The organism is Kribbella sp. NPDC050459, assembly GCF_040655315.1.
Taxonomy (GTDB): domain Bacteria; phylum Actinomycetota; class Actinomycetes; order Propionibacteriales; family Kribbellaceae; genus Kribbella.
On record NZ_JBFAJQ010000001.1, the window covers coordinates 1,060,551 to 1,075,288 of the forward strand.

At 69.4% G+C, this 14,738-nt stretch carries 11 protein-coding genes; 5 read left to right on the plus strand and 6 right to left on the minus strand.

Going from position 1 to position 14,738, the window contains the following annotated elements; genetic code table 11:
* The first annotated feature begins 38 nt into the window (after positions 1-38).
* The 3 genes from AB0I12_RS04815 to AB0I12_RS04825 are packed head-to-tail and all read left to right on the plus strand — an operon-like array spanning position 39 to position 3,018.
* A complete protein-coding gene (locus AB0I12_RS04815; protein ID WP_359924600.1) occupies positions 39-695 on the plus strand; it encodes a response regulator transcription factor in 657 nt (218 codons plus the stop codon).
* Positions 692-2,068: a HAMP domain-containing sensor histidine kinase gene (locus AB0I12_RS04820; RefSeq protein WP_359924603.1), complete on the plus strand. Its 1,377-nt coding sequence runs from the start codon at positions 692-694 to the stop codon at positions 2,066-2,068. Before AB0I12_RS04815 ends, AB0I12_RS04820 begins: the two co-directional genes overlap by 4 nt.
* Positions 2,065-3,018 (plus strand): TAXI family TRAP transporter solute-binding subunit, encoded by a 954-nt coding sequence (locus AB0I12_RS04825; protein ID WP_359924606.1) that lies wholly within the window; start codon positions 2,065-2,067, stop codon positions 3,016-3,018. The genes AB0I12_RS04820 and AB0I12_RS04825 overlap by 4 nt, the downstream gene beginning before the upstream one ends.
* Here the strand turns inward: AB0I12_RS04825 and nadB are convergent.
* The 3 genes from nadB to nadC form a co-directional block, all read right to left on the minus strand.
* Positions 2,947-4,506, minus strand: coding sequence for an L-aspartate oxidase (gene nadB, locus AB0I12_RS04830; RefSeq protein ID WP_359924609.1), 1,560 nt, complete (start codon positions 4,504-4,506; stop codon positions 2,947-2,949). The two genes, AB0I12_RS04825 and nadB, sit on opposite strands and share 72 nt — an antisense overlap.
* Positions 4,503-5,471, minus strand: a complete 969-nt coding sequence (nadA, locus tag AB0I12_RS04835) for a quinolinate synthase NadA (RefSeq protein ID WP_359924612.1) — start codon at positions 5,469-5,471, stop codon at positions 4,503-4,505. Before nadA ends, nadB begins: the two co-directional genes overlap by 4 nt.
* Before the next feature lie 64 nt (positions 5,472-5,535).
* The gene (nadC, locus tag AB0I12_RS04840; RefSeq protein WP_359924615.1) at positions 5,536-6,396 is read right to left on the minus strand and encodes a carboxylating nicotinate-nucleotide diphosphorylase; all 861 of its coding nucleotides are present in this window, start codon (positions 6,394-6,396) and stop codon (positions 5,536-5,538) included.
* Between the two features lie 67 nt (positions 6,397-6,463).
* Between nadC and AB0I12_RS04845 the strand changes: the two genes are divergently transcribed.
* Positions 6,464-7,168, plus strand: a complete 705-nt coding sequence (locus AB0I12_RS04845) for an NUDIX domain-containing protein (RefSeq protein WP_359924617.1) — start codon at positions 6,464-6,466, stop codon at positions 7,166-7,168.
* An 82-nt stretch (positions 7,169-7,250) separates the two neighbouring features.
* Here the strand turns inward: AB0I12_RS04845 and AB0I12_RS04850 are convergent, their stop codons facing one another.
* Positions 7,251-8,369: an epoxide hydrolase family protein gene (locus AB0I12_RS04850; protein WP_359924620.1), complete on the minus strand. Its 1,119-nt coding sequence runs from the start codon at positions 8,367-8,369 to the stop codon at positions 7,251-7,253.
* 189 nt (positions 8,370-8,558) lie between these two features.
* On the minus strand, positions 8,559-9,452 hold the full coding sequence (locus AB0I12_RS04855; RefSeq protein WP_359924623.1) for an alpha/beta hydrolase: 894 nt from the start codon (positions 9,450-9,452) through the stop codon (positions 8,559-8,561).
* A gap of 297 nt (positions 9,453-9,749) precedes the next feature.
* On the opposite strand from AB0I12_RS04855, the gene AB0I12_RS04860 reads away from it, so the two are divergent.
* Positions 9,750-10,589, plus strand: coding sequence for a hypothetical protein (locus AB0I12_RS04860; RefSeq protein ID WP_359924625.1), 840 nt, complete (start codon positions 9,750-9,752; stop codon positions 10,587-10,589).
* Positions 10,590-10,695: 106 nt separating this feature from the next.
* On the opposite strand, the gene AB0I12_RS04865 is transcribed toward AB0I12_RS04860, so the two are convergent.
* The gene (locus tag AB0I12_RS04865) at positions 10,696-14,454 is read right to left on the minus strand and encodes a S8 family serine peptidase (RefSeq protein WP_359924628.1); all 3,759 of its coding nucleotides are present in this window, start codon (positions 14,452-14,454) and stop codon (positions 10,696-10,698) included.
* Positions 14,455-14,738: the final 284 nt, after the last annotated feature.

Genomic DNA, 14,738 nt, shown 5'->3' on the forward strand with positions numbered 1-14,738 from the left:
GGGTTGCGCAGTGCGGCCGTTGTCACGACATTGACGTCGTGCGGATACTGATCGCCGAGGACGACGACAGCGTCGGTGAGGCGCTGGTCGACGTCCTCGGCGCGCATGGTCACCAACCGGATCGGGTCTCCAGGGGTGCCGACGTACTGCTTCGGCACAGCTCGGCCGATGTCGTGTTGCTGGACCTCGGCCTGCCCGACGGAGACGGGCTGGACGTGCTGCGAAAGCTGCGCCAGGTCAGCGAGGTGCCGCTGGTGGTCGTCACCGCGCGCGGTGACGAGCGGTCGGTGGTGCGCGGCCTGCGGCTCGGGGCGGACGACTATCTGGTGAAGCCTGTGCGGTTGGGCGAGCTGCTGGCCCGGATCGATGTGGTGGTCACCCGTCGCGCCCGGAGCTCACTGCCGGCCGGCGTGGTCGAGGTGGGTGACGTCGTCATCGACCTGACCGCTCGACGCGTCAGGGTCGGCGAGCGGGAGATCGCGCTCACTCCGAAGGAGTTCGACCTGCTCGGGGCGCTGGCGCGCCGAGTTGGTGCCGCGGTGAGCCGCGAGGTGATCCTCGACGAGCTGTGGGGCGACGCCTTCCTGGCGAGCTCGCGGGCGCTCGACGTCCATCTTGCCCAGCTACGCGTCAAACTCGGCAGTCCCGGCCTGATCACCACCATCCGCGGATTCGGATACCGGCTCGGCGCATGAGAACGCGAGTTCTGATCGTGCTGACGATCTTCTCCCTCGTCGCAGTGGCCGGGTTGGTGCTGCCGCTCCTCGCGACCACCTCTCAGGCTCGCACGCAGGCGCTGTTGCTCAGCCGCGTCGCAACGCTTGACCGGCTCGCCGCACTGGCCAGGGAGGTGCGGGACGCCGGCGACCTGGCCACCGTGCAGGCCGAGGCGTCCCGGATCACCGAGGTGTACGGCGAAGACCTGCTGCTGGTGGGCCCTAGCGGACACCCTCTGATGTCCACGGGCTCGCTGGATCTCAACGATCCGGGTGTGCGAGAGACCCTGGCCTCCGCGTCGCGGAACCTCGCGCAGACGACCCTCGACCCGGTGCGGCCCTGGAGCGAGCGACGGCATCTGCTGGCCCGTCCCGTCGGCACTCCCCATGAGTTGGCCGGCGCAGTCGTGCTGCGCGTCGATGCCGGCCGGGCGATCTCCGGCGTCCGTCGCGACTGGGCGCTGATCGTGACCGGGGCGATCGCCGCCGAGCTGCTCCTCCTCGAGCTCGCGATCCTCCTCACCCGCTGGGTGGTCCGCCCGGTCCGCCGGCTCGAGGAGGCCGTCGTCGGCCTTGCCGAAACGCCGACGACGGGCCCGGCTGTCATGCTGTCCGGCCCGCCCGAGCTACGCCATCTGACCCGATCGTTCGCGGACATGGCAGCCACGGTCACACGCTCCCTGGAGATGCAGCGCCGGATGGTGGCCGATTCGTCGCACCAGCTGCGGAACCCGCTGGCGGCCGTCCGCCTCCGGCTCGACGCTCTGGCCTCGGAGCTCCGCGATCCGTCCAGCCCGCGGTTCGCCGGCATCCAGCAGGACCTTGATCGGCTCGAAGCGCTGCTCAACGATCTGCTCAGGCTTGCCGAGGCCGAGAGCCGGCGCCCGGATGCCGTGGCCGGTCAGTCGGTGGTGTCCGAGGTGCTGCCCGGTGAAGTGGGAGCGTGGCGGCTGCTCGCTGCCGAGAACGGTGTCGACCTGGCAGCCGAGCTCGCCGCTGTACCGCCTGTGGCGGTCAGCGAAACCGACCTGCGACAGATCGTCGGCGCCCTCGTCGACAACGCGATCAAGTACGCCGGCCACGGAGCGCGGGTGACCGTCCGGATCGAGAAGTCGGGCGCGGACGGCGTCCGGCTGAGTGTCGTCGACGACGGGCCAGGGCTTCCCCAGGAGCAACGCGAGTTGGCATTGCAGCGGTTCTGGCGCGCCGATCAGCACCAGTCGCCGCGAGGCAGCGGCCTCGGCCTGGCGATCGTCGACCAGTTGGTGAGCGCCGCCGGCGGCACGCTCACGATCGAGGCGGTGACGCCACACGGCCTGGCGGTTCACGTCGACCTGCGGACGGCGACATGAGCGACGAAGCAGGCACTGGGCAGCACATGCTGCGCTTGTCCCGGCGGGTTCTGCTGGCTGCCGGACTGGCGTCGCTCGTCGGTGGTTGCAGCTCTGACCACCCCATCGTGGACCGGCTGGTCGTGGCCGGCGGTGAGCGCGGCGGGTTCTACCTGGAGTTCGCACAACTCCTCGCCACCCAGCTGACGGCTGCAAAGGTCGCCCGGGCCGTCGAGGTGCGGTCGACGGAGGGCAGCCTGCAGAACCTCGAGCTCCTGCGTCTCAAACAAGCAGACTTGGCCATATGCCTCGCTGATGCCACGGCGCAGTCGCGCGAGGTTGTCGCTCTCGGCAGGGTGTACGAGAACTATTTGCAGTGCGTGGTCCGTGCGGCCGGACCCGTCCGCAAGTTGCCTGACCTGGTCGGCAAGCCGATTTCTGCCGGGCCACCAGGCGCCGGTGCCGCGCTGACCACGAACCGGCTCCTGATCGCGGCCGGCATGCACGCCGAGCGTGCCCCCGTGGTCGCCAACCTCCATCTGTCGGACGCCGCTGACGCGCTTGCCGCCGGACGGATCGACGCGATGTTCTGGTCCGGCGGGGTACCGACCCGGCGGCTGTCGGATCTTTCCGCTCAGGTGCCCATCCGCCTGCTGCCGCTCGATCGCTGGCTGTCCACGCTGCGCACGGCGTACGGCGTGGTCTACCAGCGGGCGCAGATCCCGGCCGGCACCTACAGCGGTGCCGAGCAGGTCAGCACGATCGGCGTACCGAACCTGCTGATCTGCCGGCCTGAAGTGCCCCGTGCGGTCGCGTCGAAGATCGTCGACGTGCTCGTCAGGCATGCGTCAGGGCTCGTGCCGGCCGCTGCGGTCGGCGCGCACTACCTTGATCCGAACTCACTCATCGGTACCAGCCCGTTGAAGCTCCACCCGGGGGCGGCCGAGCGCTACCGCAGCCTCCACGGCTGAGCTGAGCGTGGTCGGGCGGCCTTCGTGGTCGAGGCGTACGACGATGTGCTCGTCCCATCGTTCGTCGGCGTGCGGATGGTCGGAACGCCAGTGACAGCCGCGGCTGTCCTGGCGTGCGGTCGCCGCGACGACGACAGCCCGCGCCACCGTCGCGAGCGGTCCGGTGCCCATGGAGTCGAGCTCGTCCGCGGCGGCGTTCAGACCGGCTCCGTCGCGACGGATGCCGGCGTACCTGCTGAGGATCGCGCGGATCCGCTCCGGTTGCCGATCCTCGCCGAGCAGGAGCTCACGGGCGCGGCCGACGTCCTTGGCGGGGAGGTCGAGGGTCAGGGCCGTTGCGACGCGCCGCCCGAAGACGAGCCCTTCCAGCAGGCTGTTCGAGGCGAGCCGGTTGGCCCCGTGGACGCCGGTCGCGGCGACCTCGCCGACCGCGTACAGGCCGGGTACGTCGGTTGCGCCGTTCCGATCGGTCCGAACGCCGCCGCACAGGAAGTGTTCGGCCGGCGCGACCGGTATCTGCTCGGTCAACAGGTCGACGCCGATGCGTGCGCACGAGGCCAGTACGGTCGGGAACCGCCTCCGGAGGACGTCGGGCGCGACAGCTGTCGCATCCAGCCAGACATGGTCCGATCCGTCGCGGCGCATCGTCGCCTCGATCGCCCGAGCGACGACGTCTCGCGGCGCCAGGTCGGCTCGCGGATGCCGTCCGGCCATGATCCGGCGGCCGTGGACGTCGCGCAGTACGGCGCCCTCGCCTCGGACGGCCTCGGTGACCAGGGGCAACTGACCGCTGGTCTCACCGGTGTGGAGCGCGGTCGGGTGGAACTGGACGAACTCCATGTCCACCAGCGACGCGCCGGCTCGCAGCGCCAAGGCGATCCCGTCACCGCGCACCGTCGCGGGATTGGTGCTGGCCAGGTACGCGTTGCCGATACCGCCGGTGGCCAGTACGACGGCGCGCGCCTCGATCTGCCGGACCTCGGTGCCCGTCTCGACGAGCACGCCGACCACGCTGCCGTACTCCGACTGCAGCAGACCGACGGTACGCCCGGTCACCGTCCGAACGCTGCTTCGCTGCAGGGCACTGAGGAGCGCCCGATGAACCTCGGCGCCGGTGGCGTCACCGCCTGCGTGCACGATCCGGGGACGACCGTGGCCGCCCTCCAGGGTCCTCGACAGCGAACCGTCGCTGTTGCGGTCGAAGCGGGCCCCCTGGGCGATGAGCTCTGCCAGACGCTGCGGTCCCTCCTCGACCAGCGCACGGACGTTGCGCGGATCGCAGAATCCCGCACCCGCGACCTCGGTGTCGTACAAGTGGTCGAGCGGATCGTCCGCGCCGTACGCGGCCGAGATGCCACCCTGCGCCCAGGGCGTGCTGCCGTCGCCGGCGCTGAGCAGGAGTACTTCGCGGGTCGCCGCGAGGCCGAGTGCGGTTGACAGGCCCGCCACGCCGGAGCCGATGACGACGACATCGGCCACGCGCTTCATCGAGCGCCCGCAGGCTTGCCGATGGCAACCATCCGCTCGACCGAGCGCCGGGCCCGCTCGACGACCTCAGGCGGTAGCTGGATCTCGTCGCGTCCCTCCCGCAGGCACCGCACCAGCAGCTCCGGGGTGATCATCTTCATGAAGCGGCACGAGGCCTTCGGGTTCACCGGCAGGAACGTCGTCCGCTGGTTGACCTTGCGCAGCTGATGGAGCATGCCGATCTCGGTCGCGACCAGAGCCGTCTTGGCGGTCAGGCCGCGAGCGGTGTCCAGCATGCCGGCGGTGGACAGGATGTGGGTCCGCTCGGCCGGAAGATCACCGACGCCGGCGAGCCAGACGGCCGACGACGCGCAGCCGCACTCGGGGTGTACGAGGACCTCGGCTGCGGGATCGGCGGCTACCTGAGCGCGCAGGTCGGCGGCGCTGATGCCGGCGTGCACATGACACTCACCCATCCACACCTCGATGTTGTCCCGGCCCGTCTGTCGCCGGACGTGCGCGCCGAGGAACTGATCGGGCAGGAACAGGATCGGCCGGTCCGCCGGAATCGAGTTCACCACCTCGACCGCGTTGGACGACGTACAGCAGACGTCCGCCTCGGCCTTCACCGCCGCGCTGGTGTTGACATAGGCGACAACCACGGCGTCGGGGTGCTCGGCCTTCCAGGCCCGGAGCTGGTCGGCGTCGATGGTGTCCGCCAGCGAGCAGCCCGCCTGGGCCGTCGGGATCAGCACGGTCTTGTCCGGGCTGAGGAGCTTGGCGGTTTCGGCCATGAAATGCACGCCGCAGAACACGATCGTGGACGCGTCGGTACTGGCCGCGATGCGCGACAGTGCGAGTGAGTCGCCGACGTGGTCCGCCACGTCCTGGATCGCCGGTTCCTGGTAGTTGTGGGCGAGGATCACCGCATCCCGCTCCTGGGCGAGGTGCCGTACCTCTTCCTGCCAGCTGATTGCCGTCGTCACAACAGGTCCTTCTTTCGGGAGGTTTTCGCTTGATAAGCGATAACTGGGCATGACAATGCCTGGTTCATCCGTCGTTGCCGGCCACCAGCAGACTGATATCGAGTGCGGCAGGGGAGTGGGTCAGGGCGCCGACCGAGATGGCATCGACGCCGGTGTCGGCGACATCCGCAATGGTGTCCAAGGTGATGTTGCCGGAGGCCTCGAGCCGGGTGGGGGATCCGGAGGTGTTGCGCCACTCGACGATCAGGGCCATCTGCTCGATCGTCATGTTGTCCAGCAGGATCCACTCGACCCGGCAGTCCAGCGCTTCGCGGGCCTCGTCCGCAGTGGTGACCTCGACCTCGATGGCCATGCCGTTGTCTTCGGCGGCCATGCCGTCCCGGACCCGGCGAACGGCCGGGAGGACGCCGCCGGCCGCGGCGAGGTGGTTCTCCTTGAGCAGCACCATGGCCGACAGGTCGAGCCGGTGGTTGGTCCCGCCGCCGCAACTCACGGCGTACTTGTCCATCGCCCGGAGGCCGGGTGCTGTCTTTCGGGTGTCGAGGAGCGCGACCGGACGCGCTCCGATCGCGGCTACGAAGGCCGACGTGAGGGTTGCGATGCCTGACATCCGCTGGGCGAAGTTCAGCGCGACCCGCTCGCCGGTGATGATCGACCGCGCAGCGCCGCTGATCCACGCCAGCGGCTGCCCCGGGACCACCGGATCACCGTCGGCAACAGCCGTCCGCACCTTCACGGTGGGATCGACTGCGGCATACACCTCCTGTACGGCGGTCATGCCGGCCACGCGACCGGACTGCTTGGCGATCATCGTCGCCTCGGCCTCCAGCGTCTCCGGGACGCTCCACCGGGTGGTGACATCGTCTGCCGCCTGGTCTTCGGCCAATGCGGTCAGCACCGCGCTCCGGACCGTCTGCGTTTCCATCTGTCGCACCCTCCATGATGTTTTCGCTTCATAGGCGATAACTAACTGGCACGCTACCATCGGCCTCGTGCCCACAGCCAAGAAGGGTGATCCGGTTAACTTCCCCAGCTACCCGCACGAGGTACTCGCCGTGGTCCTGTCCGTTCGCGAGGGCAGGCTGTGCGTACTGCTGTGGAAACGCGCACAGAGCCCGTACCGCGGCCGCTGGGCGCTTCCCGGCGGCGGGGTCGAGCCCACGGAGCGGCTCCGGGAGGCCATCACCGGGCACCTTGCGACGAAGGTCGATGTTCGCGACGTCGCGCACCTCGAGCAGCTGGCCACGCACAGCGCGATCGATCGTGATCCGCGGGCCCGCGTGCTGGCGACGGCGTATCTGGGCCTGGTTCCGTCCGACGTACAGCCGATGCTTCCGTCCGACACACAGTGGCACCCCGTGGACGAGCTGCCGCGGACTGCGTTCGATCATCACTACTTCATCGAGGCCGCGGTCGCGCGGCTACGCGCGAAACTGTCGTACACGAACATCGGTTTCGCGCTGGCTCCGCTGGAGTTCACCATCGCGGAGCTCCGTGATCTGTTCGGCGCCGCACTCGGCTACGAGCTCGGCGCCACCAACCTCACCCGCGTCCTGACCCGCCGGCACGTGATCGACCCGACCGACCGCCGAGCCAGCCCCGGCCAGAGCGGCGGCCGTCCGGCGACCGTCTACAAGTTCGCGGCCCGCGAACTGACCGTCACCGACCCCTTCGCAGTACTCCGCCCACCCCGCTGAGACCGGCCGCGGCAACGGAGGTTGAGGATCCGTTCACCAGAACCGTGCCGGCTCCGCAAGCCCGGTTGGTTGATTGAACCGCTCAGCGGCAGTGCAGCTGCTTGAAGAAGCTCTGGATATCGGCGATCAGCAGATCCGGCGACTGGGTCGCGGCGAAGTGCCCGGGTCGGTCGAAGACGTTCCACGACACGAGGTTCTTGTGGTCGCGATGAACGAAGCGGTGTACCGGCATAGTGTCCTCGCTGAACTGGGCAAGGGCGACCGGTACGGTCGTCGGCGCGGTGGGACCGTCTTGACGGGCGAACTCGTAGTAGATGCGCATCGCCGAGGCGACGGTGCCGGTGAGCCAATGGATCATCACGTTGGTCAGAATGAAGTCGGGATCCAGGCCGCCCCGGTAGATCAGGCAGTGCCAGCCGAGCAAACCCGCCGGTGAATCCGCCAGCGCGTGCGCGAGCGATTGTGGTTGCTGGGCCTGGAGTACGCCGTACGCACTCATGGTCCGCTCGAATCGCAGCTCGTTGTCCAGCGCGGCCTGCTCGTCGTCGGTGAGGTTGTCCAGCTCACCGGGCTCACCGGCCGGACCGGTGAAGATCTGTGTCACATGGACGCCCACGACTCGGTCCGGTGCGATTCTGCCGAGCTCCAGCGAGACGAAGGTTCCCCAGTCGTTGCCGGCCACGCAGTAGCGCTCATACCCGAGCCGCGCCATCAACTCGGTCCAGGCTGACGCGATCCGACGCGGTCCCCACCCACGCTCGGTCGTCGGGCCGGAGAACCCGCACCCCGGCAGCGACGCAACCACCAGATGGAATGCCGACGCCGGATCGCCCCCGTGCGCACGCGGATCCGTCAATGGCCCGATCACGTCGAGGAATTCCGCGATCGAACCGGGCCAGCCGTGGGTGAGGATCAGCGGCTTCGCGTCCGGCTCCGGTGAATGCACATGCAGGAAATGGATCCGCTGCCCGTCGATCGTCGTCGTGAACTGCGGATACTCGTTGAGCCTGGCCTCCCAAGCGCGCCAGTCGTACGCCGTGCGCCAATGCGCGACGAGTTCGCGGACAGCGGCCACCGGTACGCCGTAGTCCCACCCGGAATCCGGCAACTCCTCGGTGAACCGCGTCCGATCGAGCCGATGCCGAAGGTCATCCAGCTCAACCTGCGGGACCTCGATACGAAACGGAGTAACAGTGTTCATGGCCGTCCTTCGATCAGCTGGAGATTGCGTTCAGACCGAACGTCGTAGCCCGCGAAGCCCACTTCGACATTTGCGCCACGCCACGGATCTGCCGCCGGCGGCGTCGCCGGGCCGGCCGAGGTCCACAGTCAGTCGCCGGTCAGTGCCCTTGCCGTATTCCGGGGTGCCGGCCGCGGCGTCGATGGCGCTTCAGTGGGCTGTGGCGACGTCCAGCACTGCTTGGGCGATTGTCGCCGGGTCCTCCTGGGGAGGGTTGTGGCCGACGCCGGGTAACTCGCGCCGGTCGAAGCCGCCGGTGAACAGTGGCTCGTCCGCCCGTGAGTCGTCGGCGCCGAGGCCGTCAGCGAGGGCGTCGAGCGAGATGGTCGGCACGGTGATGGCCGGCGTCGTCGCCAGAAGTTTCTCGAGGTTGTCGTAGCGTGGGTCGCCGGGGGCGGCGCCGCGGCGGTGTTGGTAGGAGTGGATGACGGTGGCGACGAAATCGGGATTGTGCAGGCTCGGCGCGCTGGTCGCGAAGGAGGCGTCACAGCCTGGCCACGTGGGTGACCACTGTCGCCACAACAGTCCGCACAGTTCGTCGGTGTAGCGTTCGAGCCCGGCGCGTCCTCGCTCGGTGAGGAAGTAGTGGGTGTACCAGGCAGCGCTCTCGGCTTCGGGCGGGGCGGGCTCGCCGGATCCGGCGATGTTCTGGATGTTGTAGCCGCCGACCGTCACCAAACCCGATACCCGCGCGGGCGCTACCGCTGCTGCGATGCATGCCGCTCGGCCACCCCAGTCGAACCCTCCGACCACGGCGCGTTCGACCTCGAGTGCATCGAGTAGATCAAGCAGATCCTGGCCGAGCGCCCCCTGCTGGCCGGAGCGCATGATGTCCGAATTGCGATAGCGGGTCCTACCGAATCCCCGAAGGTACGGCGCCACGACGCGCATTCCGGCTTGGGCGAGAACCGTGGCCACCTGGTCGTAGCAGCGCACGTCATAGGGGAAGCCATGGAGGAGGACAACGGTCGGACCGTCCGCCGGCCCCGCGGCGTCGTACGCGATCTCCAGCGAAGGCGTCGGGACGGCGTGCGATTCGTTCAACCCGCGAGCGTCCATCAAGTCACTCCCAACTGGTTCTGGGCCCAGTCTCGCACCGAGCCGAGGGACGCGCGACAGCCGATCCTCGGGGGTGACTCGCTGAGCCATTTCCTGTCCAGGCCTGGCCTCGAGGTCCATGCTGGTCCCATGGGCGCTGCTCTTCGGGTGTCCTCGCTGGGGTGGGGGCTCCTCTTGTTCGTCGGTGGGTGTTCGGGCGGGGCGGATCCGGAACCTTCCGGACCAGCCACCGTCTCGGTCAGTCCTGCGCGTACGGCCGGATACTCCGCGCGTCTTCAGGCCGTGATCGCGATCGAGAACGCGGACGGGCTGACCGCGGCGGGTGGAGCGCTGTGGGTGAAGACGGACGACGGTCGCGTCGTTCGCGTCGATCCGGCAACCAATCGGGTCAGCGGCGAGCTCAAGGTCGACACGAACTCGGACCCGAACGACTACTGCCAGGGCATCGGGACCGACCAGACGTTCGTGTGGGCGTGCGCGACGACCGACAAAGGAACGGATGTCGTCAAGATCGATCCAGCGAGCAGACGGATCGTACGGCGGGTCTCGGTGGGCAAGGTGTTCGACCAACTGGCGCTGCCGTCGACCGCACGCGGTCTGTGGGTGCTGAGCGGATCCGGCGTGAGTCTTGTCGACCACGAGACCGGGCGAGTGACGAAGTACCCGCTTGGCGTCCGCGGTCTCCAGGTGGCTGCTGCGGGGGATCTGGTCGTAGTGACCTCGTCGACAGAGAACGTGGTGATCGCTTTGGATGCCACCAACAGTTCCGTGATCGGGCGTACGACGTTGCCGGCTCCGCGGCTCGCAGCCGTGAGCGGGTCCGACATCTGGGTCGACACCGGCGACGGCCTGGTCCGGATGTCGCGGGAGCTGGTTGCCAAGGCGAAGTACCCGAGCCTCGGCGCCGGTGTGGACGGCGATCTGGTCGCCACGCCGGACGCTGTTTGGCTGCGCGCCGGCAACGGCGCCATCACCCGGCTGGATCCGTCGAGCGGCCAGGCTGTCGAAGAGGTCGCGCCAGATGGCCAGCAGATCACCGCGGGCAGCATGCTGATCGCATACGACAGCATCTGGTCGACATCAGGCGACGAGGGCACCCTGACCCGCCTGCGCCTCGGCTGACGCAGACGCGCTGCAACCCGTTAACTTGTGCACCCAGGTCGGCAGGTTGGCCGTCCCCTAGTAGAGGAAGTGCGGGCGGCCGGCGTCCGCCGGCCGCCCGCCCGCATTACCTGAGCCCGAAGGCGCGGACGATCGTCTGGCTGATGCCACCCCCGTTGCGTTGCTTGGCCAAGACCCGCAGCGACACCTGCCCGGCCTGCGGTGGCGCCTGCAGCCGCGTCTGCCAGCTGCCCTTGCTCTCCTTCAGTTGCAGCCGTTGCCACGTCGCCCCGTCGTCGTACGAGACCTCCAGCCCGACCGAGACCACCGCGTCCTGCCGGGCGCTGCTGCCCAGCACCACCGGCTTGACGGCGAAGACCGAGTTCCGCTTCGCCCGCCCTGCCGCGTCGACGTCCACGCCGTAGTCGAGCTGGGCCAGCGGCAGCGGCTGGTTCTCCGCCTCCCCGGACGTGAAGGTCCACTCGGTGTGCGTGCTCGTCGAGTACGGCGTCAGCTCGGCGTTCCCGACGGTGTCGGCCACCAACCGGTACGGCCGCTTCTCCGGTGCCAGGTCGCCCACGCCGAAGTCCGGCCGCGGGCCGTTCCCGACCAGCTTCTCCTCGCCCTGGTACAGCGCGAAGCTGCGTGTCATCAGCGAATCGCCGCTGTGCGCGGACCCGCCGTCACCGAACCCGGCGATCATGCCGCCCATCGCGTTGCCGACCCGGTGCGGGAGCTCGAACTCGAGCATCCGCGGCCGCACGATCGGACCGAACCAGCGCTGGCTCTGCACGCTGCCCGGCTGGTAGCTCGTGATGTCGGTGAACGTCGCCCAGCCGTTGATCGAGGCGTACTGCTGCCACTTCGCGCCCGCCGACACCCAGTCCGTCCGGTGTCCCACCGCGGGCTTCGCCGGGAACCGCGGGGCCCGGATCGACCCGAACACGGCGTACGGGAAGGCGGCCGGGAAGTACTCGTACGCAGGGCTGTCCTCGCGGCTCTCCAGGACCTGCTGCCCGTTCGGGGGAGCGAAGTCGTTCTCGATCCGGGCGAGGCTGCCGGGGTCCGTGGCCGCGGACGGGTCGTCCGGGACCTTGCCCTGGTGGTAGTCGACCAGGTCGTACAGGTACGACGGCACCGGGTTCGCCGTGACGGTCAGCTCGGTCCGGCTCGTGGTGAGCCTCTTGATCAGCGCCTCGCCGTCGTCGAGGATGAGCGACGCCGTCGGGATCGGGCCGAGGGTCCGGCCGTCGGCCCCGCCGTACCAGTCGTTGTAGCGGCCGATGCCGTCGTTGACCACGAGCAGCATGGCCGCGCCGGCGGCGTGCGCCGCGGCGGCCCGGTCCGCGGGCGGTACGTCGATGCTGTTGCGGACGACGACGGCCTTGCCGCGCGCGTCCAGAGCGGCGTACTCAGCGGGCGTGCCGGTGCCGGCGAAGACGGCCTGGACACGCGTCGTGCCGGCCTGGAACGCCGGGGAGCCGGGCTGGATGAGCAGCGAGTCGTCGAGGCTGCGGCCGTCGTAGCTGATCGTCAGCGGCGTCTGCTCGGCCCGGAACCGCGTGGTCAGCACGAAGCTGCCGGTGCTGACCTTGTTCTTCGTCGGCAGCGCCCAGAAGCTGTCGTAGTCCGGCGGCGGCATGAAGATCTCGTGCAGCGCGGCCCTGTCGTCCGGAGTCGGTTGCGCCGAGGTGAAGGACCGGAAGAGGTCGAACCTGCTCGTGGTGACGGTCGTCGGCTTGGGCGTGTCGACCTTGATCGGACAGCTCTGCGACGCGTCCAGGACCACGGTCCGGTCTGCGGTCAGGTCGACCTCGGGGGCGGTCAGGAAGGCCAGGCCGAGCGAGTGCGGGCCGTTGCTGCCGGGCACGTCCAGGGTCGAGACGATCGTGTACGAGCCGGGCGCCCAGCGGCTGGTGAGCTTGCCGTCCGTTGCCCACAGCACGGTGGATTTCCCGTCCGCGCCGGTGACCTCGACCTCACCGCTGACCGCCTTGCCGGTCTGGTCCTTCAGGTGGACGGTGAGGTTGTACTTCTTGGGTTCGACGGCCAGCCCGACGGCCGTGTGCACGGTGCCGGTCGAGGAGGTCGCGATGACCTGGGCGGAGTACTGGCCTGGAGCCAGGCCGTTCGGGTCCGCCGTGAAACCGACCGCGGCGGTGCCCTTCGCCGGCACTGTCACCTGGGTCGCCGCGAGGCGGAAGATCCCGGCGCGGTCGGTGGACAGCCGCACCGTGAGCGGCTTGTCCGTGGTGTTGCGGTAGCTGATCTGCCGCTCGACCGGCGTCCGGGCTGGCTTCGGCGACCACTGGACGAGCCCGGCGTCGACCGATCCGGTGGCGAGGAGCTGGCCGTGCAGCGAGGCCGCCGCAACGTCGACGCGCCCGGTCCCCGCCTGGTACGGCGTGTACGCGGGCGTCAGCTTGCTGGTGCTCATCAGCGCGTCCTTGAGCTGCTGCCCGGTCCAGTCCGGGTGCTGCGCGGCGAGCAGGACGGCCGCGCCGGCGACGTGCGGAGCTGCCATCGACGTACCGCTGTCCGTCCGGTAGTAGCCCTCGCCGCCGTCGTTCGTGTACTGCGACCGCGCGGCCAGCACGTCGACGCCGGGTGCGGTCAGGTCGGGCTTGAGGCCGTCGTCCATCAGCCGCGGGCCGACGCTGGAGAAGTCGGCCAGCTGGTCCGAACCGTCCACCGCGCCGACGGTCAGGGCGGCGGCCGCCGTACCCGGTGAGCTGACGCTGTACGGGCTGCTCCCCGAGTTGCCGGCGGCGATCACGAACAGGGCACCGGTCTCGGCGCTCAGCTGGTTCACGGCCTGGCTCAGCGGATCGTCCTGGGTGTGCCAGGCCGCCGTCCCCAGGCTCATGTTGATCACCTTGGCGTGCTCGGTTCGCGTCGCCCACTCCATCCCGGCGATGATGCCGGAGATCGGGCCGGAGCCGCTGTCGCCGAGCACCTTGCCCACGATCAGATCCGCGCCCGGTGCGACGCCACGCTCGTTGCCGTCCGAGGCCGCGCCGGTGCCGGCGACAGTCGACGCGGTGTGCGTGCCGTGACCGTTGCGGTCGACGACGTCCTCACCGGCCACGAAGCTCTTGGTCGCCACGATCCGCGGTGCCAGGTCCGGGTGCCCCAGGTCCACACCGGAGTCCAGCACCGCGACCCGCACGCCCGTGCCGGTCAGTCCCGCCGCCCACGCCGCGGGCGCGCCGATCTGTGTGGTGGTGTCCGCGAGCATCGCCCGCGCCTTGCTGTCGAGCCAGACCTTGCCGATCCCCGCCGCGAACGAGGGCGCCGCGGCGCTGCTCGCCTTCGCCCGCAGGCTGCTCTGCCCGGTTAGCGCCGACCAGAGCGCGGCCGCTTCCGCCTTCTCGGCCTTGACGGCGGCGCCGTCGACCGACGGCAGGTCGAGCGTGGTGGTCGTGCCCGGCAGCGCCGAGCGGCGTGCGGACTTGGCGGCCACTCCGGGCGAGCCGGTGACGACCAGCGGGAGATCCTTGCTCCTGGCGTTGTCGTACCCCTGGGCCACCAGCTCGCTGACGTTGAACAGCTGCTTGTCGAGCTGTCCGGTTGCCAGGTACGGCATCGCGGCGCCGGGGTAGACGAACGTGTCGCCGTTCTCGACGCTGACCCGTACCGGTCCCGTCGAGCGCGGAGCGCGTTCGACGGCCTGCACCGACACAGCACGGCCGGGACCGGGCGCGACCGTGACCTTGTCGCCGGTGATGAGCGTCAGGTCGAGAGGTGTCTTCCCTGCCGCGGCCGCGACGCCGGCGGTGGAGAGCGGTGGGGGAGGTTCGGCGCCGGCCGTCGTCGGAGTGGCAAGACCGACGACCAGGAGAAACGCGGCGCCCGGCACGAGCAGCCGACGGGCGGAAGTACGCATGGTGTCCTCTCAGTGGTCTGGAGTGACCGAATCTGACCAGCACCGCGAACAGATGTAAACGAATTGCCCGTTCTCGCCACCAACGCCGGGATTTGGCAAGAATGGGCACACAGTCAGGTCTGCTGCAGGCGACCGCCTCGTCCCATCGCAGCCCGGCCGCTGCACAGCGGCGTGTCGGCTCCCAGAGAAGCCCGGGGTGTTTCATGTGATCGACTTGCCATCGCCAACCGCATAGGTTGTGTAGCTACATGTAGGGCGGCTATTCTCGGCCAGGTGGAGCGACG

Coding starts and splice junctions, on each gene's coding strand:
- AB0I12_RS04820 (WP_359924603.1), top strand. CDS start 692: ATGAGAACGCGAGTTCTGATCGTGCTGACGATCTTCTCCCTCGTCGCA.
- AB0I12_RS04825 (WP_359924606.1), top strand. CDS start 2,065: ATGAGCGACGAAGCAGGCACTGGGCAGCACATGCTGCGCTTGTCCCGG.
- nadB (WP_359924609.1), bottom strand. CDS start 4,506: ATGAAGCGCGTGGCCGATGTCGTCGTCATCGGCTCCGGCGTGGCGGGC.
- nadC (WP_359924615.1), bottom strand. CDS start 6,396: ATGGAAACGCAGACGGTCCGGAGCGCGGTGCTGACCGCATTGGCCGAA.
- AB0I12_RS04850 (WP_359924620.1), bottom strand. CDS start 8,369: ATGAACACTGTTACTCCGTTTCGTATCGAGGTCCCGCAGGTTGAGCTG.
- AB0I12_RS04865 (WP_359924628.1), bottom strand. CDS start 14,454: ATGCGTACTTCCGCCCGTCGGCTGCTCGTGCCGGGCGCCGCGTTTCTC.